Origin of the sequence: Streptomyces roseicoloratus (genome assembly GCF_004117935.1) — a bacterium.
In the GTDB taxonomy this organism is placed as follows: Bacteria; Actinomycetota; Actinomycetes; order Streptomycetales; family Streptomycetaceae; genus Streptomyces; species Streptomyces roseicoloratus.
This window is the reverse complement of record NZ_SDOY01000144.1, coordinates 1-22,726: the sequence shown is the minus strand read 5'-3', so window position 1 is coordinate 22,726 and position 22,726 is coordinate 1. Positions and strand designations below refer to the sequence as shown.

At 71.7% G+C, this 22,726-nt stretch carries 19 protein-coding genes and 1 tRNA gene; 13 read left to right on the top strand and 7 right to left on the bottom strand.

Features of this window, described 5'->3' with window-relative positions:
• Window positions 1-285 precede the first annotated feature (285 nt).
• The 6 genes from ESG85_RS23755 to ESG85_RS23730 all read left to right on the top strand — a co-directional run bounded on the left by ESG85_RS23755 (window position 286) and on the right by ESG85_RS23730 (window position 8,608).
• The gene (locus ESG85_RS23755) at window positions 286-3,660 is read left to right on the top strand and encodes a pyruvate carboxylase (RefSeq protein ID WP_128982536.1); all 3,375 of its coding nucleotides are present in this window, start codon (window positions 286-288) and stop codon (window positions 3,658-3,660) included.
• Window positions 3,661-4,117: 457 nt separating this feature from the next.
• Window positions 4,118-5,713 (top strand): sensor histidine kinase, encoded by a 1,596-nt coding sequence (locus ESG85_RS23750; protein WP_164986306.1) that lies wholly within the window; start codon window positions 4,118-4,120, stop codon window positions 5,711-5,713.
• Between the two features lies 1 nt (window position 5,714).
• Entirely contained in the window at window positions 5,715-6,122 is a 408-nt protein-coding gene (locus ESG85_RS23745; RefSeq protein WP_181019091.1) for a roadblock/LC7 domain-containing protein, read from the top strand.
• Complete coding sequence (locus ESG85_RS23740; protein WP_128982532.1) at window positions 6,119-6,475, top strand: DUF742 domain-containing protein; 357 nt, start codon at window positions 6,119-6,121, stop codon at window positions 6,473-6,475. Before ESG85_RS23745 ends, ESG85_RS23740 begins: the two co-directional genes overlap by 4 nt.
• The gene (locus ESG85_RS23735; RefSeq protein ID WP_128982530.1) at window positions 6,456-7,079 is read left to right on the top strand and encodes a GTP-binding protein; all 624 of its coding nucleotides are present in this window, start codon (window positions 6,456-6,458) and stop codon (window positions 7,077-7,079) included. The genes ESG85_RS23740 and ESG85_RS23735 overlap by 20 nt, the downstream gene beginning before the upstream one ends.
• Window positions 7,076-8,608, top strand: coding sequence for a cytochrome P450 (locus tag ESG85_RS23730; protein ID WP_246095244.1), 1,533 nt, complete (start codon window positions 7,076-7,078; stop codon window positions 8,606-8,608). The genes ESG85_RS23735 and ESG85_RS23730 overlap by 4 nt, the downstream gene beginning before the upstream one ends.
• 129 nt (window positions 8,609-8,737) lie before the next feature.
• On the opposite strand, the gene ESG85_RS23725 is transcribed toward ESG85_RS23730, so the two are convergent.
• Window positions 8,738-9,832, bottom strand: a complete 1,095-nt coding sequence (locus tag ESG85_RS23725) for a terpene synthase family protein (RefSeq protein ID WP_128982528.1) — start codon at window positions 9,830-9,832, stop codon at window positions 8,738-8,740.
• Window positions 9,833-10,211: 379 nt separating this feature from the next.
• On the opposite strand from ESG85_RS23725, the gene ESG85_RS23720 reads away from it, so the two are divergent.
• Entirely contained in the window at window positions 10,212-11,048 is an 837-nt protein-coding gene (locus tag ESG85_RS23720) for a DUF2182 domain-containing protein (protein ID WP_128982526.1), read from the top strand.
• Window positions 11,049-11,220: 172 nt separating this feature from the next.
• Window positions 11,221-11,877 carry a DUF1326 domain-containing protein gene (locus ESG85_RS23715; RefSeq protein WP_128982524.1) on the top strand — a complete coding sequence of 219 codons (657 nt, stop codon included), beginning with the start codon at window positions 11,221-11,223 and terminating at the stop codon, window positions 11,875-11,877.
• Between the two features lie 119 nt (window positions 11,878-11,996).
• On the opposite strand, the gene ESG85_RS23710 is transcribed toward ESG85_RS23715, so the two are convergent.
• Window positions 11,997-12,070 (bottom strand) — tRNA-Pro (locus ESG85_RS23710).
• A 263-nt stretch (window positions 12,071-12,333) separates the two neighbouring features.
• Between ESG85_RS23710 and ESG85_RS23705 the strand changes: the two genes are divergently transcribed.
• The 3 genes from ESG85_RS23705 to ESG85_RS23695 all read left to right on the top strand — a co-directional run bounded on the left by ESG85_RS23705 (window position 12,334) and on the right by ESG85_RS23695 (window position 15,632).
• Window positions 12,334-12,981: a thiamine pyrophosphate-dependent enzyme gene (locus tag ESG85_RS23705; protein ID WP_246095264.1), complete on the top strand. Its 648-nt coding sequence runs from the start codon at window positions 12,334-12,336 to the stop codon at window positions 12,979-12,981.
• A 70-nt stretch (window positions 12,982-13,051) separates the two neighbouring features.
• Complete coding sequence (locus ESG85_RS23700) at window positions 13,052-13,945, top strand: transketolase family protein (RefSeq protein WP_128982520.1); 894 nt, start codon at window positions 13,052-13,054, stop codon at window positions 13,943-13,945.
• Between the two features lie 487 nt (window positions 13,946-14,432).
• Window positions 14,433-15,632, top strand: a complete 1,200-nt coding sequence (locus tag ESG85_RS23695) for an acyl-CoA dehydrogenase family protein (protein ID WP_128982518.1) — start codon at window positions 14,433-14,435, stop codon at window positions 15,630-15,632.
• Between the two features lie 157 nt (window positions 15,633-15,789).
• Here the strand turns inward: ESG85_RS23695 and ESG85_RS23690 are convergent, their stop codons facing one another.
• From ESG85_RS23690 to ESG85_RS23670, 5 genes are read right to left on the bottom strand one after another with little or no spacing between them, the layout of a single operon-like run.
• A complete protein-coding gene (locus ESG85_RS23690) occupies window positions 15,790-16,362 on the bottom strand; it encodes a GAF domain-containing protein (protein WP_128982516.1) in 573 nt (190 codons plus the stop codon).
• On the bottom strand, window positions 16,359-16,994 hold the full coding sequence (locus ESG85_RS23685; protein WP_128982514.1) for a GTP-binding protein: 636 nt from the start codon (window positions 16,992-16,994) through the stop codon (window positions 16,359-16,361). Before ESG85_RS23685 ends, ESG85_RS23690 begins: the two co-directional genes overlap by 4 nt.
• Complete coding sequence (locus tag ESG85_RS23680) at window positions 16,972-17,343, bottom strand: DUF742 domain-containing protein (protein WP_128982512.1); 372 nt, start codon at window positions 17,341-17,343, stop codon at window positions 16,972-16,974. The genes ESG85_RS23685 and ESG85_RS23680 overlap by 23 nt, the downstream gene beginning before the upstream one ends.
• A gap of 2 nt (window positions 17,344-17,345) precedes the next feature.
• Window positions 17,346-17,780, bottom strand: a complete 435-nt coding sequence (locus ESG85_RS23675; RefSeq protein ID WP_128982510.1) for a roadblock/LC7 domain-containing protein — start codon at window positions 17,778-17,780, stop codon at window positions 17,346-17,348.
• A 6-nt stretch (window positions 17,781-17,786) separates the two neighbouring features.
• Window positions 17,787-19,853, bottom strand: a complete 2,067-nt coding sequence (locus tag ESG85_RS23670) for a sensor histidine kinase (RefSeq protein WP_128982508.1) — start codon at window positions 19,851-19,853, stop codon at window positions 17,787-17,789.
• 706 nt (window positions 19,854-20,559) lie between these two features.
• On the opposite strand from ESG85_RS23670, the gene ESG85_RS23660 reads away from it, so the two are divergent.
• The gene (locus tag ESG85_RS23660; protein WP_128982506.1) at window positions 20,560-21,258 is read left to right on the top strand and encodes a TetR/AcrR family transcriptional regulator; all 699 of its coding nucleotides are present in this window, start codon (window positions 20,560-20,562) and stop codon (window positions 21,256-21,258) included.
• A gap of 204 nt (window positions 21,259-21,462) precedes the next feature.
• On the top strand, window positions 21,463-22,686 hold the full coding sequence (locus ESG85_RS23655) for an IS30 family transposase (protein WP_128977433.1): 1,224 nt from the start codon (window positions 21,463-21,465) through the stop codon (window positions 22,684-22,686).
• The last annotated feature ends 40 nt before the right edge of the window (window positions 22,687-22,726 follow it).

Here is a 22,726-nt window from a genome sequence, read left to right as displayed (position 1 = left end):
GGTCCGAACGCGGACACGGTAAGGAAGGACGATGAAATCCCGATGACGCCCGCCGGCACCCGCTCGCACCCGCCGGCGCCCCCTCGCACCCGCCGGCGTCCGCTCGTACCCGTCGGCGTCCGCCGACGCCCGCCCGTACCCCTGGGCGTCCGCTCGCGCGCCCGCTCCCACCGGGTGCCGCGCTCGGCCACCCGGGCGCGATGATCCATGTCACTGCCCGGGTCCCTTCTGCGCGTCACCGGCCAGCCCTTAGCGTTGCCGAAACCCCGGGCGAAGGGATCAGAGATGTTCCGCAAGGTGTTGGTGGCCAACCGAGGCGAGATCGCGATTCGCGCGTTCCGCGCCGGCTACGAACTGGGCGCGCGCACGGTCGCCGTCTTCCCGCACGAGGACCGCAACTCGCTGCACCGGCTGAAGGCGGACGAGGCGTACGAGATCGGCGAGCCCGGGCACCCGGTGCGGGCCTACCTGTCGGTGGAGGAGATCGTGCGGGCGGCCCGGCTGGCGGGCGCGGACGCGGTCTACCCGGGGTACGGCTTCCTGTCCGAGAACCCTGAGCTGGCGCGGGCGTGCGAGGAGGTGGGCATCACGTTCGTGGGCCCCTCCGTGCAGACCCTGGAGCTGACCGGCAACAAGGCGCGGGCGGTGGCCGCCGCCCGTGCGGCCGGCGTGCCCGTACTCGGTTCGTCGGCGCCTTCCACGGACGTGGACGAACTGGTCGCGGCCGCCGAGGGGATCGGCTTCCCGGTGTTCGTCAAGGCCGTCGCCGGCGGCGGCGGGCGCGGCATGCGGCGGGTGGAGGAGCCGGCGGCCCTGCGGGAGGCCATCGAGGCGGCGGCGCGCGAGGCCGAGTCCGCGTTCGGCGACGCCACCGTCTTCCTGGAGAAGGCCGTCGTCGACCCCCGGCACATCGAGGTGCAGATCCTCGCCGACGGCGAGGGGAACGTCATCCACCTGTTCGAGCGGGACTGCTCGGTGCAGCGCCGCCACCAGAAGGTGATCGAGCTGGCGCCGGCCCCGAACCTCGACCCGGAGCTGCGGCGGCGCATCTGCGACGACGCCGTGCGGTTCGCCCGCGAGATCGGCTACCGCAACGCGGGCACCGTGGAGTTCCTCCTCGACCGCGACGGCAACCACGTCTTCATCGAGATGAACCCGCGCATCCAGGTCGAACACACGGTGACCGAGGAGGTCACCGACATCGACCTGGTGCAGTCGCAGCTGCGCATCGCCGCCGGCGAGACGCTGGCCGACCTCGGCCTGTCGCAGGAGTCCGTGGTGTTGCGGGGTGCCGCGCTGCAGTGCCGGATCACCACCGAGGACCCGGCCAACGGCTTCCGCCCGGACACCGGCATGATCAGCGCCTACCGTTCCCCGGGCGGCTCGGGCATCCGGCTGGACGGCGGAACCACCCACGCCGGCACGGAGGTCAGCGCCCACTTCGACTCGATGCTGGTCAAACTGACCTGCCGGGGCCGGGACTTCCGGGCGGCCGTCGGCCGTGCCCGGCGTGCGGTGGCCGAGTTCCGCATCCGGGGCGTGTCCACCAACATCCCGTTCCTGCAGGCCGTGCTCGACGACCCGGACTTCCAGGCCGGTCAGGTCACGACGGCCTTCATCGAGCAGCGGCCGCACCTGCTGACGGCACGTCACTCGGCGGACCGCGGCACGAAGCTGCTCACGTACCTCGCCGACGTCACGGTGAACAAGCCGCACGGCCCGCGGCCCGAGCTGATCTCCCCGGTCACCAAGCTGCCGGCGCTGCCCGCCGGCGAGCCGCCCGCCGGTTCCCGGCAGCGGCTCACGGCGCTCGGCCCCGAGGGCTTCGCGCGGAGCCTGCGCGAGTCGCCGACCATCGGCGTCACCGACACCACCTTCCGCGACGCCCACCAGTCGCTGCTCGCCACCCGGGTCCGCACCAAGGACCTGCTGGCCGTGGCGCCGACGGTGGCGCACACCCTGCCGCAGCTGCTGTCGCTGGAGTGCTGGGGCGGCGCCACCTACGACGTGGCCCTGCGCTTCCTCGCGGAGGACCCGTGGGAGCGGCTGGCCGCGCTGCGGGAGGCCGTGCCGAACATCTGTCTGCAGATGCTGCTGCGGGGCCGCAACACCGTGGGCTACACGCCGTACCCGACCGAGGTGACCGACGCGTTCGTCCAGGAGGCGGCCGCCACCGGCATCGACATCTTCCGGATCTTCGACGCGCTCAACGACGTGGAGCAGATGCGGCCCGCGATCGACGCCGTACGGGAGACCGGGACGGCGGTCGCCGAGGTGGCGCTGTGCTACACGTCGGACCTGTCCGACCCGGCGGAGAAGCTGTACACGCTGGACTACTACCTGCGGCTCGCCGAGAAGATCGTCGCCGCGGGAGCCCACGTACTCGCGGTCAAGGACATGGCCGGTCTGCTGCGGGCGCCCGCCGCGGCCCGGCTCGTCTCCGCGCTGCGCAGGGAGTTCGACCTGCCGGTGCACCTGCACACCCACGACACCGCCGGCGGCCAGCTCGCCACGTACCTCGCGGCGATCCAGGCCGGGGCGGACGCGGTGGACGGCGCGGTGGCGTCCATGGCGGGCACGACGTCGCAGCCCTCGCTGTCGGCGATCGTCGCCGCGACCGACCACTCCGACCGTCCCACCGGCCTCGACCTGCAGGCGGTCGGCGACCTGGAGCCGTACTGGGAGGGCGTCCGCCGGGTCTACGCGCCCTTCGAGGCGGGACTGGACGCGCCGACGGGCCGCGTCTACCACCACGAGATCCCCGGCGGTCAGCTCTCCAACCTGCGCACGCAGGCCGTCGCACTCGGCCTCGGCGACCGCTTCGAGGAGGTGGAGGGGATGTACGCCGCCGCGGACCGGATGCTGGGCCGGCTGGTGAAGGTCACGCCGTCGTCGAAGGTGGTGGGCGACCTCGCGCTGCACCTGGTGGGCGCGCAGGTGGCGCCCGAGGACTTCGAGGCGGCACCGAACCGCTTCGACATCCCGGACTCGGTCGTCGGCTTCCTGCACGGCGAGCTGGGCACTCCGCCGGGCGGCTGGCCGGAGCCGTTCCGCAGCAGGGCGCTGGAGGGCAGGCCCGGGCCGAAGCCGATGCGGGAGCTGACCGCGGAGGACCGGGACGGCCTGGACAAGGACCGCCGGGCGACGCTGAACCGGCTGCTGTTCCCGGGGCCGACGCAGGCGTACGAGGCGCACCGCCAGGCGTTCGGCGACACCAGCGTGCTCGACAGCAAGGACTTCTTCTACGGGCTGCAGCCGGGGAAGGAGTACACCGTCGACTTCGGGCCCGGTGTGCGGCTGCTGATCGAGCTTGAGGCGATCGGCGAGGCCGACGAGCGGGGCATGCGGACGGTGCTGTCCACCCTGAACGGCCAGCTCCGCCCGATCCAGGTGCGGGACAAGGCGGCGGCCGCCGACCTGCCGGTGACCGAGAAGGCCGACCGGTCCGACCCCGGTCACGTGGCGGCGCCGTTCGCCGGCGTGGTCACGCTCGCCGTCGCCGAGGGCGACGAGGTCGAGGCCGGTGCGACGGTGGCCACGATCGAGGCGATGAAGATGGAGGCGGCCATCACCGCGCCCCGGGCCGGCCGGGTCTCCCGCCTGGCCATCACCCGGATCCAGCAGGTGGAGGGCGGCGACCTCCTGGTCGAGATCCGCTGACGCCTGACGGGCGAGGACCCGCGGGCAACGCGCGGGAAGACGGCGGCCGGGACACCGATGTCGGGTGTCCCGGCCGCACTGTCGTTCCCGCCGGTTCGCTCGTGTCGATAAACAGCGATCAATTCGATCGCTTGATGTCATTTTCCGAGCGTATTTCGAACGCTTTTCTCGGCCGTTTGACCGATGGGAGCCTTCCCTTCATCGAGGTCACACGCCAAACCCGAACTGACTATGCTCCCCACATGTGTTGCGGCGCGCTCACGGCGAGTGACGGACGCTGCCATTCGAGCACGTGTGCGCGGCCGGGCGATATTCGCCGTTCTTTCCTGACGGCGCGTCGCATCACTTCGCATCACTTCGGTCCGCTCGTTCTCCCGACTGTTTAGGGACGCCCTTGATGGTTCGCGCAGGTTCAACTTCCAGAGCCCGGCCCCGTGCGACGGCTCCGGTCTGGCTCGTGCCGCCGGGGATCCTGGCCGGCGTCCTCGTCATAGGGCTGGCCCTCTCCCCTGCGCGGATACGGCCGACGATCGCCTGGTGCGGTCTCGTCGCGGTGATCCTCACCGTCGTCAGCTCGATGGTGACCGTCCGCCTGTGCCGCACGGCGGAGGCGTCCCGGCACGCGCGGGCGTCGGCCGAGGCCCGCGAGGCGGCGGCCCAGCGCGAGGCCGCGCTGCTCGGGCGGCTCGCCGACCAGCGCACCGCCACCACGTGGATGGCCGAGAAGCTCCTTCCCGCGGCCGTCGCACGGCTGCGCAGGGGTGACGCCACCTCGGACATCCTCTACTCGGTCTCCTTCGGCGAGCACCTCGACGACGAGTTCGCCAAGGCGCTCCGCGGAGCCCTGCGCACGCTCCTCGAGGCCGTCGAGGCCGAGGAGAGCACCCGGGACTCCTCCAAGCGGGCGCTCGTGGCCGTGGCGCGCCGGGTCCAGGCCATCGTGCACCAGCTCGGCAAGGACCTACACACGATGCAGATCGTGCACGGCAACGACCTCGCGCTCTCCCGCGACCTGCAGAAGGTCGACCACCGCAACGCGCTCATCGGCCGTCTCGCGGCCAGCATCGCCGTCATGGGTGACGCCAGGCCGGGACGGCAGTGGTCCAAGGCCATCCCGCTGTACGACGTGCTGCGCGGCGCCATGTCGCGCATCGTGGACTTCCCGCGGGTCAAGCTGCAGTCGGTCACCCAGGTCGCGGTGATCGGTCCCGGCGCCGAGCCGCTGATGCACCTGCTCGCCGAACTCCTCGACAACGCCACGTCGTTCTCGCCCCCGCACACTCCCGTGGAGGTGAGCGCGAGCGAGGTGCCCTCCGGCATCGCGATCGAGATCGAGGACCGCGGCGTCGGACTCACCGAGGAGGTCCGGCAGCGCATCGCCCGCGTCATGACCCAGTCGCAGAGCGGCCTGTTCCTGGCCGGTCTCGGCGAGGTGACCCAGCTGGGCCTGCCGGTCGTGGCCCGGCTGGCCCGTGAGCACGGCTGCGACGTCGACCTCCGCACCTCCGCGTACGGAGGCGTGCGCGCCGTCGTCCTGGTGCCGCGGCGCCTGATCACCACGATGGAGGGGCCCGTCGTGAAGATCCCGGAGCCCGTCCGCAAGCGCCTGGGCGGCCCGAACCGTCCCCTCACGCCGCCCGTCGGCCGGCGCACGGCCCGTCACGCCGCCCCGCCCGTGACCCCTCCCATGCCCTCTTCCGTACCCCCGCCCGTGACGCCCTCCGTGGCGCCGCCCGTGACGCCCTCCGCCGTCCCGCCCGTGACGCCTTCCGTGGCGCCGCCCGTGGCCGAGCCCGTGGCCGAGACGCTGACCGAAGGCACGTCGCCGTTCGTCGCGGCCGAGAAGACCGTCAACGGGCTTCCCCGCCGGCGCCGGGAGTCACCCGTCCCGCCGCCGATCGTCCGTACGGGCCCCGAGCCCGCGTCCCCCTCCGCCGGCACCTCCCGCCCGGCCCGCCAGCCGGGCCTGATGTGGGAGGCGTTCAACGGCACGAGGCGATCGGGCGCCGAATCCCCCACTCCGCACAGCGAGCCGTCTGATGAGGTCGACTAACATGCAGCCACTGCCCAACATTGACTGGATGCTCAAGGAGCTCGTGGGCGGCGTCCCGTACGTACGACACGTCGTCGTCCTCTCCTCGGACGGCCTGTGCATCGGCCAGGCCGAGACGGCTCCCGACAAGGCCGACGCCATCGCCGCCGCCTGTTCCGGCATCCAGAGCCTGGCCCGGGCCATCGCCCAGATGTTCCCGCACGGGGACGGCTCGACGCACATGGTCGGGATCGAGGCCGACGCCGGCTACTTCTCCCTGATGGCGGCCGGCCCCGGCGCGTACCTCGCGGTGCTCGCCGACCCGGAGGTGGACGCCGGGCTGCTCGGCGACCGCATGCGCACCCTCGTGGCCAGGATCGGCAGGAACATGACCAGTCCGCCCCGAGATGACATCCGGCAGGCGATGTGACGTCGGAGAACCAGGATCCCTGGGACGAGGCCCAGCCCGTCCCGCTCTACGTCATCACCGGTGGCGCTGACTCCTCGGCCAAGAGCTTCGACCTCGTCACCCTGATCGCGTCGAGGTCCGAACCGGAACCGTCGATGTCGCCCGAACCGGCCGCCATTCTCTCGATGTGCCAGTACCCGCTGTCGGTGGCCGAGGTGTCGGCCTACCTGACCCTCCCGTTCAGCGTCGTCACCGTGCTGCTGTCCCAGCTCGTCGCCGACGAACACGTGGAGGCGATCGCACCCGTGCCCGTCGCGGCCTACCCGGACCGCGGCCTCCTGGAGGCGGTGATCCATGGACTACGCAAACTCTGACGCGCCGCCCAAGGCAGGCCCGCGCGACCCCGACCTGCTGCTGCCGCACAGCGCCAGGGGCGTCAAGGTCGTCGTCGTCGGCGGCTTCGGCGTCGGCAAGACGACCATGGTCGGCGCGGTGAGCGAGATCCCTCCGCTCACCACCGAGGAGACCATGACCCAGGCCGGCGTCGGCATCGACCACAATCCCGGCGCCGCTGGCAAGAACACCACGACCGTCGCGATGGACTTCGGCCGCATCAGCATCAACGAGGAGCTGGTGCTCTACCTGTTCGGGACGCCCGGGCAGGAGCGCTTCTGGTTCCTGTGGAACGGGATCTTCGAAGGCGCGCTCGGTGCCGTGGTCCTCGTCGACACCCGCAGGATCGAGGTCTGCTTCGAGGTCGTCACCCGGCTCGAGGACCGCCGCGTCCCGTTCGTCGTGGCCGTCAACGCCTTCCCGGAGGCACCGCACTACCCCGTACCAGAACTGCGCACGGCCCTGGCCCTCAGCGATTCCGTCCCCATCGTCACCTGTGACGCGCGCGACCGGGCGTCCTGCCGGGACGCCCTGCTCGAGCTGATGGTCTACCTGTGCACCCTCGCCGCCCAGGAGTCCGCATGACCCTTCCCTCCTCCGAACACGCCGCCGGGGCATCCGGGCTCGTGCCGCCGCCGGGCTGCCCGGCGCACGCGGCCACCGGCCCCGGCGGACGGACCCGGCTCCACGGCCCCCTCGCGGAGACCGACCCGATGGGTCTGTACGAGGAACTCCGCGCCGCCCACGGCCCGGTGGCGCCCGTCCTGCTCGAAGGGGACGTCCGCGCCTGGCTCGTGCTCGGCTACACCGAGAACCGTGACGTGGCCACCCGCTCCACCCAGTTCTCGCGCGACCCGCGGATCTGGCACGGCTGGACGAGCGGTGAGATCGACGCCGAGACCTCGCCACTGGTGCCCATGATCGGCTGGCGCCCGGACTGCGTGAACGCGGACGGCGAGGAGCACCAGCGGCTGCGCGGCGCGGTCACGGCCTCGCTCGACCAGTTCGACCACCGGGGCCTGCGACGCCACATCAACCGCTTCGCGCACGAACTGATCGACTCCTTCTGCGAAAAGGGCGAGGCCGAGCTCGTCGACCGGTTCACCGAGCAGCTGCCCATGCTCACCCTCACCCACCTCCTCGGCATGTCCGAGGAGGGCGCGCCGCGGCTCGTGCACGCCGCCCGCGACCTGTTCAAGGCCACCGAGACCTCGCTCGCCAGCAACGCGCTCGTGATCGAGAGCCTCGAGCAGATCGTCCGGGACAAGAAGCGGAGCCCGGGGCACGACATCGCCTCCGCCCTGCTCGCCCACCCGGCGAACCTCACCGACGAGGAGGTGATGCAGCACCTGCGCCTCGTCCTGCTCGCGGGCTACGAGACCACGGCCAACCTCATGTCGAACGTCCTGCGGATGGTGGTCACCGACCCGCGGTTCCGCGGCTCGCTCGCCGGCGGCCAGATGACCCTGCCCGAGGCCGTGGAGCAGGTGCTGTGGGACGAGCCCCCGCTGATGGTGTGTCCCGCGCGCTTCGCGAACGGGGACACCACGCTCGGCGGGCAGCACATCAAGGCCGGGGACATGCTCCTGCTCGGCCTCGCCGCCGGGAACGTCGACGAGACGATCCGCCCGGACCCCGCGACCCCGGTGCACCACAACCGGGCCCACCTGTCCTTCAGCGCGGGCAGCCACGAGTGTCCGGGGCAGGACATCGGCCGCATCATCGCCGACACCGGCATCGACATCCTGCTCACCCGGCTTCCGGACATCGTCCTGGCCGTTCCCGAGGAGCGGCTCACCTGGCGCTCCTCCACCTGGGCCCGGCACCTGACGGCGCTTCCGGTGTCGTTCGCCCCCCGGCCGCCGCGGGGCGCACAGCTCCCGGCGCCGCTGCCGGCCCCGCCGCCGCGGACCGTCGGAAGGCCCGCGACGGCCGCCCCGACGGAGACCGCCCGGGCGGCCGGACCGGCGGAGCCGGCGGCCGGATCCCCGGTGTCCGCGCCCTCGGCCGGAGCGTCCGGGACCGTGCCGGCGGCCGGTCCCGGGACCGCCGGGCGCACTGAGGTGCGCCCCCGGTGGTGGAGGCGTCTCGGGCGCCTCCTGCGGAGGCGTTAGGGTCCGGCGGTACGAGGGGGCCGTGACGGCCTGGAGTGCCGCGTGGTCCCGGTGGGACGCGTGGGACCGGGCCGTCCCTTCCGGATCGTGCCGGGCTCCCGGAGTCCGGCACGGTCCGGAGGAAGCGGTCTAGAGCGAAGGGGGTGCCGGGGCGCACAGGCCGGTGCCCCCTTCGCATCGTTCCTCGGCGTAGCGGGGAGCGCCGGTGTACCAGGCGTGGAGGCCGGAGAGGAATCCGCAGGCGCCGCCGATCCAGGTGTCGAGCTGGGCCCGCTCGTCGTGCCGTAATCCGAACTGGCGGGCCAGCAGCGGGATTTCGCCCTGGCGGAGATCCTCGAAGTCGCGCATGCGCGAGTTCACCATGTGCACGGCGGCGGGCACGGCCTCGTGGAGGGGGATGCCCATGGACGCGGCGATGACCACGACGAGGTTGTTGACGTCGCGTTCCTCGTGGACCTCCCGTTCGTAGGAGGCGATGTCGTTGGCCAGTCCCATGACGTCCATGAAGGCGTCCAGCAGGCCCTGGACGGTGCGGCTGTGCCGGACCCGCTCGGGTATTCGCGCGCCCGTGGCGAGTTCGACGGAGTACGGCGCGGTGTGGGCGGCGAAACTGTCGCGCCGGAAGGGCGCGTAGTCGATCAGGTGGGGCACCCGTCCGGCGCGGCTGTTGGCGAGTTCCCGGACCCCGGCGTCGACGTAGCGCGCGAGGGCCTGGTTGAACGGCTGCCGCCAGTGCGCCAGCCTCGGCGGGAACAGGTGCTGCTGGAGGTCCGCGATGCCCCGTTCGACGGCGTTCACCGGCTCCGGCAGCCGCGCGTCCCGCTCGGGCCGCAGGAAGGCGTGGAGCCGGGCAGTGAACTCCAGGGCGCCCTGGAAGTCACCCGTGCGTTTGAAGGCGTTGGCGAAGTAGTCGTCCCAGGCCAGCGCCCAGATGTTGAAGCGGTGGTTCAGCCGGAGGGCGTCCGGCGCCGCGTCGGGAAGCGTCCACGCGGTGAGCTGGTCGACCGTCATGGCCCGGAACTGGGGCCCGGTCCAGATCGCGCGGCGGTCCGGCCCCTCCGGCCGCCCGTCGGGCCGCCCATCCGGCCACCCCTCCTCGCCGCCCAGCATGCCCATCTCGCGCGCCCAGGTCTCGCTCTCGGCGCGCAGACCGGGCAGGTGCGGATTGATCCGCAGCGGATGAGGCATCCACAACTCGGGGAGCTCGATTGCGGGCATGGTCATGGTCACTCCACCTCCCCCTCAGAATCAGCCATCAGTTCGACGGCGCGACTGAAATTGCCCGTGCCACTGACCGCCGTCCATTCCCTCGGGAGGATGCCCCAAACCTGCCGCGGTGGCCCGATCCGTACCCATGACCGGACACGGACGACGATCGTCCGATCTTCGCCCCACGCGCGGGCGTACGGACCGCCGCCGTCGGTGATCACGCGGGAACGCCGTCCGACCTGCGCGCCCGATGATCGGCGGCCGTCCGGCGGGCGGCGGGGAACGCCCACGCGCCGAACGGTCGCGTCGCCGGGGGACGTGTGCTGTTCTGGAAACAGCCCTGGAAACAGCCGCTGGAAATCGGCCGCAGGGAGACCTCTCAGGGAGACACCCGATGCGTCGCCGCCGGCTCTCCTCCTTCGTACCCGCCCGGTCGGCCGCCCCGACCGGAGCCGGTGGGGGTCTGCTGCCCACGCGGGATCTGGCGGCCGCCTGGATCGTCGTCGTGCTGATCGCGGTGCCCGCCTGGGTGCTGACCGTCCGGCAGGCCGAGGACATGGGCGTCGAGCCCGGCACCATGGGGATGGCGCTCCCCCTGTTCCTGCTGCTGTGGGTGACGATGATGGCAGCGATGATGCTGCCGTCGATGGCGCCGGTGGCCCTCACCTGGGTACGCGGGATCGGCCGGCAGTCCTCCGGCTGGAACCGGGCGGGCCGCACCGCCGAGTTCGTGGCCGGATATCTGCTGGTGTGGACGGCCTTCGGACTGCTCGCTTATGCGGCCCTCGCCTTCACCGGGGACCTGGTGGACGACCACCCCACCGCCGGCCGCTGGATCGGCGCGGTCGCCTTCCTGCTCGCCGGCCTCTATCAGCTCGGCCCCCTCAAGAACGTCTGCCTGCGGCACTGCCGCGACCCGCTGAGCCATCTGGTGCGCTACTCCGGCTTCCGGCGGCCGGCCCGGGACCTGCGGGTGGGCGTCCACCACGGCGCGTACTGCGTCGGCTGCTGCGCCGGGCTGATGGCGGTCTTCGTGCCGCTCGGCGTGATGAACGTGGCGGCGATGGCCGGACTGGCCGTGGTGATCTTCGTGGAGAAGCTGTGGTCCCGCGGCGTCCTCCTCAGCGGCGTGGTGGGCGTCGCCTTCCTCGTCCTGGCGGTGCTCGCACCCTTCCAGGACTGGATGCTGCCGGGGCTCGAGGGCTCGATGCCGTCCATGGACCCCATGTGACCGACGGGCCGGACCCCGCCCGGACGGTGAGCCGACCCGCCCGGGCGGTTCCCTGACCGGGCCGGGAGGTGCAAGCTGGAAGGGAGACCGTCTTCCGTTCCCGGGAACGGGCTCGGAACCCGCGGTCCGGCCACTCCGAGTGAGCCCCCGGGGCTCGGCTGGAGGCAGTGAGATGACTCAGCAGGCCACCCCCGGCACGCGCTGGCACCTGGCCGGCGACTGGTTCGACGTGTGCAAGTGCGCCATTCCCTGCCCGTGCACCTTCGCGCAGCCCCCGACCTACGGCGACTGCGAGGGCGTCCTGGTCTGGCACATCCGGGAAGGCAACTTCGGCGACGTCCGGCTCGACGACCTCAACGTCCTGATGCTCGGCTCCTTCGAAGGCAACCCATGGGCAGGGACGCATACCGATCCGTTCGCCGCGGTCTTCCTCGACGAACGCGCCGACGACGAGCAGCGCGCCGCACTCGGTGCGATCTTCGGCGGAGAGGCCGGCGGATGGCCGGCGGAGTTCGGGGCGATGTTCCACCCCGAGATGCGGGGCATGGACGTCGCGCCCATCCACGTGGAGGTCGACGAGGACCTCGCCACCTGGCGGGCCGAGATCCCCGGCCGGGTCACGGCGACCGCGGAGGCCCTCACCGGCCCGACGACGCCGGAAGGCACCCGCGTCCAGGTCCACAACGCCCCCGGCGCCGAGGTGGGACCGGGCCAGGTCGCCACATGGGGCCGGGCCACCCTCGACCGCGCCGACGCGTTCGGCTTCTCCTGGGAACGCACCGGGAAGTCGAGCAAGTACTTCCCCTTCGACTGGAGCGCCCCCGCCTGAGGCCGAGGAGAAACGGTCAGGACGGGTGCTCCCCGGCGGGCCCCAGCAGGTCCCCGAAAACGATCAAGAGGCCGTCTCAGATCGCTCTGAAACGGCCCCTGACCTACGACTCCTTCGAGTCGGGACGACAGGATTTGAACCTGCGACCCCTTGACCCCCAGTCAAGTGCGCTACCAAGCTGCGCCACGTCCCGATGCCCGTCTGACCTGGGGTTTCCCCGGCCCGGCGTGCACGAGAACAATACCGCACTTCCGCGCGTGGTCACGAACCGGTTTGCGGCTTGACCTCAAGTCCGCTTGAGGTAGCACCGTGTGCGTCATGGACAACACGACGTACACGACGTACACGGCGTCGACGACGCACGCCCCCGACGCGGTCTCCACGACGCCCGCTGCCCACGCGCCCGCCGGCGCGGACCGTGGCGCCACCGCCGACCTCGCGCGGCTCGGTCGGCTCATGGGGCTCATGACCGGGGACGAGAAGCACTCCCCCGCGGCGACCTCGACGCTCGACGCACTGTGGGTGCTCTACGACCGGGTGCTGCGGGTGTCGCCCGCGACCGCCGGGGATCCGGGGCGGGACCGATTCCTGCTGTCGAAGGGGCACGGGCCCATGGCGTACTACGCCGTCCTCGCCGACAAGGGATTCATCGAGGAGGACGTGCTGAGCGGGTTCGGCGGGTACGAGTCGCCGCTCGGGCACCACCCGGACCGGACGCTGGTCCCCGGGGTGGAGATCGGCAGCGGGTCGCTGGGGCACGGGCTGCCGCTGGCCGTCGGGACCGTGCTCGGGCTGCGGGCGCAGGGGCTCACCGATCCGAAGGTGTGGGTGCTGATCGGGGACGCCGAGCTGGACGAGGGCAGCAACCACGAGGCACTCGCCTACGCCGGCCCCGCCGGGCTCGAGCAGCTGCACACCCTGGTGATCGACAACAGCTCCGCCAGCTACGGCCGGCCCGGCGGCATCGCCTCGCGCTTCGAGGCGGCGGGCTGGTCCACCTCGACCGTCGACGGGCGTGATCACGAGGCGCTGTACGCCGCCTTCACCGCCCCGCATCCCGGGCGGCCCCGGGTGGTCGTCGCCCGGGTCGAGCCCAAGCAGTGAGGGCACCCGAACTCCCCTCGCTCCCCCTCTTCGCCCTTCCGCACCACGCCACCTCCGAGGAGAACCCGTCATGGACACCATGCGCGACCGTTTCATCGCCACCACCTCCCGGCTGCTCGACGACGACCCGCGGCTCGCGCTGGTTCTGGCCGAGATCAGCAAGGACGGCTTCCGCGAGGCCCTCGACCGGCATCCCGAGCGGGCCGTCAACGTCGGCATCCGGGAGCAGCTGCTCATCGGCGTCGGCGGCGGCATGGCCCTGACCGGGATGCGGCCGATCATGCACACCTTCGCCGGCTTCCTGGTGGAGCGGCCCTTCGAGCAGCTGAAGCTGGACTTCGGGCACCAGGGCGTGCACGGCGTCCTGGTCAGCGCGGGCGGCTCGTACGACTGGCCCGCCGGCGGCTTCACCCACATGTCACCGGGTGACGTGGCCCTGATGGACACCCTGGACGGCTGGACCGTGCAGGTGCCCGGCCACCCGGACGAGGCGGAGACGCTGCTGCGCCGGGCCGCCGCGAGCGACGAGTCGGTGTACGTGAGGCTGTCGGTGCACGCGAACGCCGCGGCGCACCCGGTCTCCCGGAGCGGGATCACCACGTTGCGCGAAGGCTCTCGGGGGGTCGTCGTCGCCGTGGGCCCCATGCTCGACTCCGTACTGGCCGCGGCCGAGGGTCTGGACGTGACGGTCCTGTACGCCACGACCGTGCGCCCCTTCGACGGCGCGACGCTGCGCCGGGCGGTCGCCGGGTCGCGTGCGGACGTGGTCCTGGTGGAGCCGTACCTGGCGGGGACCTCCACGGCGGCCGTGAACGACGCGCTCGTCGACCGGCCGCACCGCGTGCTCGGGCTGGGCATCGGCCGGGGCGAGCTGCGGCGGTACGGCTCGGTCGGGGAGCACCTGGCCGGCCAGGGCCTCGATCCGGCGGCACTGCGGACGCGGATCGGCTCCTTCCTCGGTTGATCACCCCCGACTGCTCCGGTCACTCTCCGTCACGAGTTCTCGGCGCCCCGCAATGCCCGTCGCGGTCGTCGCAAGGCCGGTTCGTGCGGCCGTGCGGCGCCCGGAGGCCGTGCGCCGTCCGCTCGGCGCGGAGGGCGGGCGAGAGGGGGACGGATCCGGAATGCCGCCACTTCGGTGAGGAAGGTCGGCATGGGAGACCGGTCCCGACTGCACGTCATATGCCCCCGAAATCCTTGCCTTTGGCATGTGGCAAGAAGACGACCATGAGGAGCTCCCTCCGGACTCGACCGAGCAGGCCGCGACCACACGAAACACAGTCAGAAACGAACGTCAACCGTTCCGGTTTCAGACAAACTTGGTGTCGATATTGATCCATCCACGAAAGATCAACACCATGAAGTGGTCGGCCTGTTCGGGACGGGATCGCTGCCGATGCACCACCTGCTCGGAACACTCGACGAGCAGGCGTTTCGCAGAGGAGGACCCAATGGACGGCTACTTCAGCAGCCGACTGCATCACCAGCTCCGGCAGACGGTGCGCGACTTCGCTGAGCGTGAGGTTCGGCCACGCATACCGGAGATGGAAGCCGGCCGCACCGTCCATCACGAGCTGTCACGACTGATCGCCCGACAGGGCTGGCTGGGAGCGACTATCGGCCACGAGTACGGCGGCATGGGGGCCGGCCACCTGGCCAAGACGATCATCATCGAGGAGCTGTCCCGGGTCAGCGGCGCGATGGGTGCCATGGTCCAGGCCTCGCAGCTCGGCACCGCCAAGATCGTCCACTTCGGCAGCGACGACCAGCGCAAGACCTGGCTTCCGGCCATCGCCGCCGGCGACTGCCTGCCGACCATCGCGGTCACCGAGCCGGAGTCCGGCGGTCACGTCCTCGGCATGACCGCCGACGCGGTGCGAGACGGCGACGACTACGTCCTCAACGGCAGCAAGGTCTACGTCGGCAACAGCCACGTCGGCGACCTGCACGGCGTCGTGGTCCGGACCGGTCCCGGCTCCAAGGGGCTCACGGCCTTCCTCGTCGAGTCCGACCGTCCGGGCTTCCGGACCGGTCCGCAGCAGCCGGCCATGGGCCTGCACGGCTTCAGCTTCGGCGAGCTCATCTTCGAGAACTGCCGGGTGCCGGCCGCCAACCGGCTCGGCGACGAGGGCGACGGCCTCGCCGTCGCGTACTCCTCCAGCGTCCTCTACGGCCGGGCCAACCTCACCGCCGTGTCCCTCGGCATCCACCAGGCGATCCTGGAGGAGACCACCCGCTTCGCCACCGAGCGCATCCGCTACGGAAAGCCGATCGCCGAACTCCCCACCGTCAAGCTGAAGCTCGGCCAGATGCAGTCGCGTCTGATGACCGCCCGCCTCGCCGCGTACCACGCGGCCCATCTGCTCGACCAGGGCATGTCGTGCGACACCGAGCTGATGAACGCCAAGCTGGTGAACGTCGAGTCCGCGATCGACTCAGGCCGCAACGCGATGGAGATCCACGCGGCGGCCGGCCTGTTCACCGACCGGCCCATCGAGCGGTACCTGCGGGACGCCCACCACATCTTCGCCCCCGCGGGCACCTCGGACATCCAGCTCCTCCGGCTCGCCGAGGTCGCCCTCGGCCAGGACAAGGGCAGCTGGTCCGAGCGGCTCGCCGACGTGGTCCGCATGGAACCGGCGCACGTCTGACGGCACGTCGACCACACGGAGATGCCCCGGAGTCCGGCGACGAAGCCGAACCCCGGGGCACCGTGCGTCCCGTGGAGCCGATCCGACCCAACCCGTCCCGGGCCGGGCAGGAAAAACCCGGCCAAGCCCGGACCAGGCCGGATCGATGGCGCCCCGGTCAGATCATGCCGTCCTCACGCCGGTGGATCTGCTCCACCAGCTCGGCCGCCATCGCCTTGATGGTCTCCAGACCGGCCCGCCCCCAGGGGCGGACGTCGGTGTCGACCACGCAGATCGTGCCGAGCGCCGTGCCGGTCCGGTCGATCAGCGGAGCGCCCATGTACGAGCGGATGCCGATCTCGTCCACGACCGGGTTGCCCGCGAAGCGCGGGTAGTCGCAGACGTCCTCCAGGACGAGGGCCTTGCGGCGCACCACCACGTGCGGGCAGTAGCCGTGGTCGCGCGCCATGAAGCGGCCGACGCCGCCGCTGCCGGCGGCGGTGGCGCCGAGGTCGGTGCCCGAGTGGGTGCCGGCCGGGGTGTGCAGGCCGGCGAAGAACTGCCGGTTCTCGTCGATGAAGTTGACCATCGAGTACGGCGCTCCGGTCACCTCCGCGAGCCGGTGGGCGAAGTCGTCGAAAACCGGTTCGGCCTGCTCGCCGAGCCCCAGCTCGCGCAGGCGGCGGACCCGGGCGGGGGCCTCCTGGTCGATCGGGGTGAGCAGCAGATGACCGGTGGGGTCGTAGGTCATGTCGTGGCTCCGTAGGTCGGCACGGCGGCCGGGATGGTGGTGAGCAGATGCTGGACGAGGGTCAGCAGGGTGCGGATGGCGGAGCTGGAGATCCGGGCGTCGCAGAGCACGACCGGCACGTCGGGCTTGAGGTCCAAAGCAGCCCGCACCTCCTCGGGTTCGTAGCGGTAGGCGCCGTCGAACTCGTTCACCGCCACCACGAACCCGATGCCCCGCCGCTCGAAGAAGTCGACGGCCGAGAAGCAGTCCTGGAGGCGGCGGGTGTCGGCGAGGACGACCGCGCCGAGGGCGCCCTCGGACAGCTCGTCCCACATGAACCAGAACCGCTCCTGACCGGGGGTTCCGAACAGGTACAGCACGTTGCGGCCGTCGAGCGTGATGCGGCCGAAGTCCATCGCGACCGTGGTGGTCGTCTTGGACTCGACGCCCTCCAGGCTGTCGGTGGCGGCGCTGACCGAGGTCAGCAACTCCTCGGTGCTCAGCGGTTCGATCTCGCTGACCGCGCCGACGAAGGTGGTCTTGCCGACCCCGAAGCCGCCCGCCACCAGGATCTTCAGCGCGGTGGGGAACGGGTCGGCCGCGGGGCCCTCGGGGCCCCGGTCGTGGCGCTCAGAGCCGTTGTCGTAGGCCATCGAGCACTGCCTCCAGCAAGGAACGGTCGGTTGGGTTGGCGTGGAAGCGGGGCGCTCGGGCGGTGAGCGCCCCGCATTCCACGAGGTCGGAGAGCAGGACCTTGGTGACGACGGCGGGTAGCCGTAAGTGCGCCGCGATCTCCGCCACCGATGTGGGCCCCTCACACAGCCCGAGGGCCAGGCTGTGCTCGGGACCCATGTGGGGCTGCGGAGACGTGCCGGTCGCCATCACCATCGAGAGCAGGTCGAGCGCGGCGGTGGGCTGGGTCCGTCCGCCGCTCACGGTGTACGGACGGATCAGTCGTCCCGCCGCGTCGTCGAGCCACGGCCCTTCCTGATGGGAGGCCATGGTCACTGTCCCGCACTGCCCGCCGCGCCGGCGGCCTGCCTGGCCGGGGTGACCAGGTACGGTCGCACGCTCTTGACGAGCATCGCCATCTCGTAGCCGAGCACGGCGGCGTCCGCCTCGCGGCCGGCGAGGACGGCGAGGCAGGTGCCGGAGCCGGCGGTGGAGACGAACAGCAGGGTGGAGTCCAGTTCGACCACGACCTGGCGGACCTCGCCGCCGTCGCCGAAGCGCGCGCCGGCGCTGCGGCCGAGCGAGTACAGGCCGGAAGCCAGCGCGGCCATGTGGTCGGCCGCGTCGGGGTCGAGGCCGTGCACGGACTTCACGAGGCCGTCGGAGGAGAGCAGTACGGCGTTGCGGGTGTAGGGGACCCGCTGGACCAGGCCGCTCAGCAGCCAGTCGAGATCCGAGGAATGGCCGTGCGGCACATTGCTCGCCATGTGCATCTACTCCTTGTGCGCGTCGCCGGGACGCAGCGATTCACGGGGGGCGGGCTGGGATTCGGCGAGTCCGATGCCGCGCTGGAAGGCGGCCATCAGACCCGGGTCGTGCAGGGCGGGCTCGTCCGACGTGCGCGCCGTGGGCTCCTCGCGCAGCTGGGGGACGAGGTGCTCCTGGGCGCGCCGCTTGGGGAGGACGGGCTTGCCCGGAGCTCCGCCGTGCGAGGCCGGGGGGACCTCGGCGGGTGGGGCCGGACGGACGGTGCCGGGACCGGCGGGCGCGGCGTGGTGGGGCTGGGACGGTACACCGGACGCGCCGGCGGCACCGGCCGCCAGGGGCTGGGACGCCGCGGTCCGCTGCGCCGTCGGGGGAACGGGCGCCGGGGCGGGGACGTGCGCACCCCCGAGGTGCGACGGCGTCGCGTGCGCCGCCACGGGGGCGGGCGCGGGGACCGCGGTGTTCTGCGGCATCGGGAGGGGGATGCCGTGGGCGGGAGTGCCGAGGACCTGGGTGCCGTGGGCGGGAGTGCCGGGGACCTGGGTGCCGTGGGCCGGTGTGGCGTGGGCCGGTGCCGGCCGGTCGGCCGCGGAGACCGGCGTCAGGGGCGCGGTACGGGGATCGTTGGTGCCGACGCCCTGGTGCTGGGGCTGGTGGTGGGGCTGCGCGTGGTGCTGAGGCCGGCCGTGGGAGGCCTGGCCGTGGGGCTGCCCCTGGATCTGCCCCTGGATCTGGCTCTGGATCTGGCCCTGCTGCTGGGTGTGCGGAGCCTGAGCTGCCTGAGCCGCCTGCGGGGCGGGGCCCTCGCCGCGGGCGAGGCCCGCGGGGTCGGAGCCGAGCAGACCCTGCGGCAGGACGAGGACGGCCTGGACGCCGCCGTAGATGTTCGACTGGAGGCGTACGGCGATGCCGTGGCGCCGCGCGAGGGCGGAAACCACGAAGAGGCCGATGCGGCCGTCCTGCAGCAGGTGCGCGACGTTGACCTGGTCGGGGTCGGCGAGCAGCGCGTTCATCTTGTTCTGCTCGGCGACGGGCATGCCGAGACCACGGTCCTCGACCTCGATGGCGAGGCCGGCCGTGACGTACTGGGCGCGCAGCAGCACGGTGGTGTTGGGCGCGGAGAAGAGCGTCGCGTTCTCGACGAGCTCGGCGAGGAGGTGGATGACGTCGGCGACGGCGTGGCCGCGGAGGGTTCCGTCGATCGGCGGGACCAGCTTCACCCGCGGGTACTGCTCGACCTCGGCGATGGAGGAGCGCAGGACCTCGGTCATGGTGACCGGGTTCGACCACTGACGGCGGGCGATGGCGCCGCCGAGGACGGCGAGGTTCTCCGCGTGCCGGCGGATGCGGGTGGCGAGGTGGTCCACGTGGAAGAGGCCCTTGAGCAGCTCCGGGTCCTCGACCTCGTTCTCCAGTTCGTCGAGGAGCTGGATCTCGCGGTGGACGAGCGACTGGAGGCGCCGGGCGAGGTTCACGAACACCTCGACCTTCTGCTCGTTGCCGACGCTGCTGGAGAGCTGGGCCGCCTGCACCACCGCGGCGACGGCGGCCTCGTGAGAGCGGGTCAGTTCGGCGGCCAGCAGGTCGAATTCGTCGCCGGAGGGCGATGCGGCGGGAGCCGGGGGGCGGGGCTCCAGACTCTCGCCTCGGCGCAACTGTTCCACGATCGAGCCGAGTTCGTCCTGACCGCGGGCGGTGGAGCGCCGCAGGGCGCCCGCGCGGTCGAACACCGCCTTCGCGGCGCGGTCGGCGCCGAGGGCGGCGGCGGTCACCGAGGCGACCGTGATCGCCGCGGCGCCGGTGAGTGCGGCCCACAGGCCGGGCGTGGTCTCGGCTCCGGTGGAGCGGATCGTGAAGAGGACGGCCGCGGCGCCGCCGAGGGCCACGGCGACCGCCGGAAGAACGGAGGTACGCAGGAGTTGGGAGCGTATACGGGCCTCGGCCGGGAGCGGCGCGGAGGACTGAGCGGAGCCGGCGCCGGCCGCACCGGTGGTGGCGGTGCGGGCGCCTGACCGGCCGTGCCGCCCGCCTTCGCGGCGTTCGGACCGCGCGGCGGGTGCGCGAAGTTGAGACATGAGTGTCCTTGGTACGTGCCCAGGAATCGGCGTACTACGGGGGTGCACTACGGGGGATGGTGTTACGTGAGTGAGTCGAGCCTACCGATGATCACCAAGCACCCACGATAGTCGCCAACCGTTCACGTGCGGTGCGCAGTTGGCAAACTTACCCGTAGACGGCCCCGGTCTGGTATCGCCCCGTACACGACAGGCCGGGAACAGTTGGCCGAAACTCGCCGCACGGCACCCGCGGAGACCGGAGCGGAGCGGGACGAACACCCCCACTCACCACCACCGTCCGCATGTTTCAACGATGAACGGAATCCCCCCGCCCCCTCGCGCCCCGCACCCCCGGACCCACCCCGACGCCCGGGCACCCGGCCCCCCGCGCCTCACTCCCGGCCCGGAACCCTCATCTCCGCATTCGCTTTAGCGTCCTTCGCGCCTTTGGCCCGCGGTGGCGCGACCAGGCTGCCGGCATCCACGGGAAGACGCGCGCCGCGTCGGGGGGCGGTCATTTCCACCGGGAGGCACGGGCAGGGCGACGGCATGGCCAGGGCAGGCCGAGGCGGGCAAAAGCGCGGGCGGATGACAGGGGGGAATGCGCGGGAGCGGGAATGCCGGGAGTGATCGGCAATCACTTTATTAACGGCGTTTAGTGTACCAGGAGTACGCTGCGAACCAAACGCCGTATAGTTCTGCCCCCGACCAGGAGGACAACAGCATGGAAACGAAGCCCACCCGTCGCGCGCGGCTCCGCCAGCAGACGATCGCGGAGATCAAGGAAGCCGCCCTGAAGGCGCTGGCGGAGTCGGGCCCTGCGGGCATCACGCTGCGCGGGATCGCCCGCGAGCTGGGCATGACGGCGGCGGCGCTGTACGGCTACTTCGACACCCGCGACCAGCTGATCTCCACCCTCGCCGCGGACGCCTACAACGAGCTGGCCGACTCCCACGAGGCCGCCCTGGCCGCGCTGCCGCCCGAGGAGGCGGCGAGCCGGGTGCGCGCGGTCTGCGACACCTTCCGCACCTGGTCGGTCGCCAACCCGGCGGCGTTCCGGTTGATCTACGGCGACGGCCTGCCCGGCTTCAGCCCGCCCGAGGACGTCACGAAGGCGGCGCGGCGATGCTGCATGGCGCTGCTGGACGTGGTCGCCGGCGCCTGGGACCACGCTCCGGCGGCGATCCGCGACGACGAGGCCGAGTGGTCCGACTTCCAGGAGTCCCTGGTCACCCCGGCCCGCGAGCAGTTCCCGCACCTGCCGCCCCAGGCGCTCGGCCTGACCCTGCGGATCTGGGGGCGGATGTACGGGCCGGTGATGCTGGAGGTGTTCGGCCACCTCGGTCAGCAGATCGTCGATCCGTCCCAGGTGTATCGCCGCGAAGTCGAGGCGATCATCGAAATGCTGGGTCTTAGTGAGTAATTGCCTGCGAATTGCGGCCATTCTCGACCAGAAGGCCTCGGAATGAACAGCCAGGAATCCACAAGCATTTTAGTCTTCACCCACATCGTCCGCCGGGTCCCGGTCTGCGACGGCGCTCGGCCGGCCCCTGCGCACGCGTGAGGGGCCGGACCGTCCCACCGTTGGTTCTAGTGGTTGTCGCAACACCCCAGTTCAAGGGGTGCGATGGACTTCCAGATCCGAGCGGACCGGACACCGCAGGGGCGTAAGAAGTTGTCCCGGGAGCGGGAGGCATACTCCCGGCTCGTGCGGCAGGGATACAGCAACACCGAAGCGTGCCGGATTGTCGGCATCGATGAGCGGACCGGTCGGAAGTGGCGCAACGGCCGCTCCGGGGAACGCAACCGGAAGCCGGTACCACCGATCAATCTGGTGGTGCCGGCTTCCGGTCCGTCCCGATACCTGAGCGAGGACGAGCGGATCCACATCGCGGACCGGCTGCGGGAGAAGGCCACGGTACGGGCGATCGCCGCGGAGCTGGGCCGAAGTCCGTCCACGGTCAGCCGGGAGATCCGCCGCAACCGCACCGACGGCACACGCGGCCAGTGGCACTACCGCCCGCACGCCGCCCAGGCCCGCGCCGACGCCCGCCGTCCCCGCCCCAAGCCCCGCAAGATCCTCCGGAACCCCGAGCTGCGGGACGCCGTCCAGACGATGCTGGACGAGAAGTGGAGCCCGGAGCAGATATGCCACGCTCTGCGGACACAGTTCCCCCAGCGGCCGGAGATGCACGTGGTCCACGAGACCGTCTATCAGGCACTTTATGTCCAGGGCAGGGGTCAGCTGCGGCGCGAGCTGGCCGGCGCCCTGCGCTCCGGGCGGGCCCGCCGCAGACCCCAGCGGCAGGCGAACTGCCGCCAGCCGCGTTTCACCACCCCGATGGTGATGATCAGCGAACGGCCCGCCGAGGTGGAGGACCGGGCCGTTCCCGGCCACTGGGAGGGCGACCTGATCATCGGCAAGGACGGCAGGTCCGCGATCGGCACCCTGGTCGAACGCGCCACCCGCTACGTCATGCTCCTGCACCTGCCCGGCGACCACGGAGCCGAGGCCGTCCTGACTGCCCTGACCGCCACCGTCCAGACCCTGCCCGCCCAGCTGATGCGGTCCCTGACCTGGGACCAGGGCAGCGAGATGGCCCGCCACGCGCAGTTCACCCTCGCCACCGACATCCCGGTCTACTTCTGCGACCCCGCCAGCCCCTGGCAGCGCGGCTCGAACGAGAACACCAACGGCCTGCTGCGGCAGTACTTCCCCAAAGGCACCGACCTGTCCGTCCACGACCCCGAGCACCTGGCCGCCGTCGCCGACCAGCTCAACCGCCGCCCACGCAAAACGCTCGGCTGGGAAACCCCGGCCGAGCGCCTGCATAAACTACTCGCGGCCTGACCAACACGACCACGTGTTGCGACGACCCCTAGAAACCGCC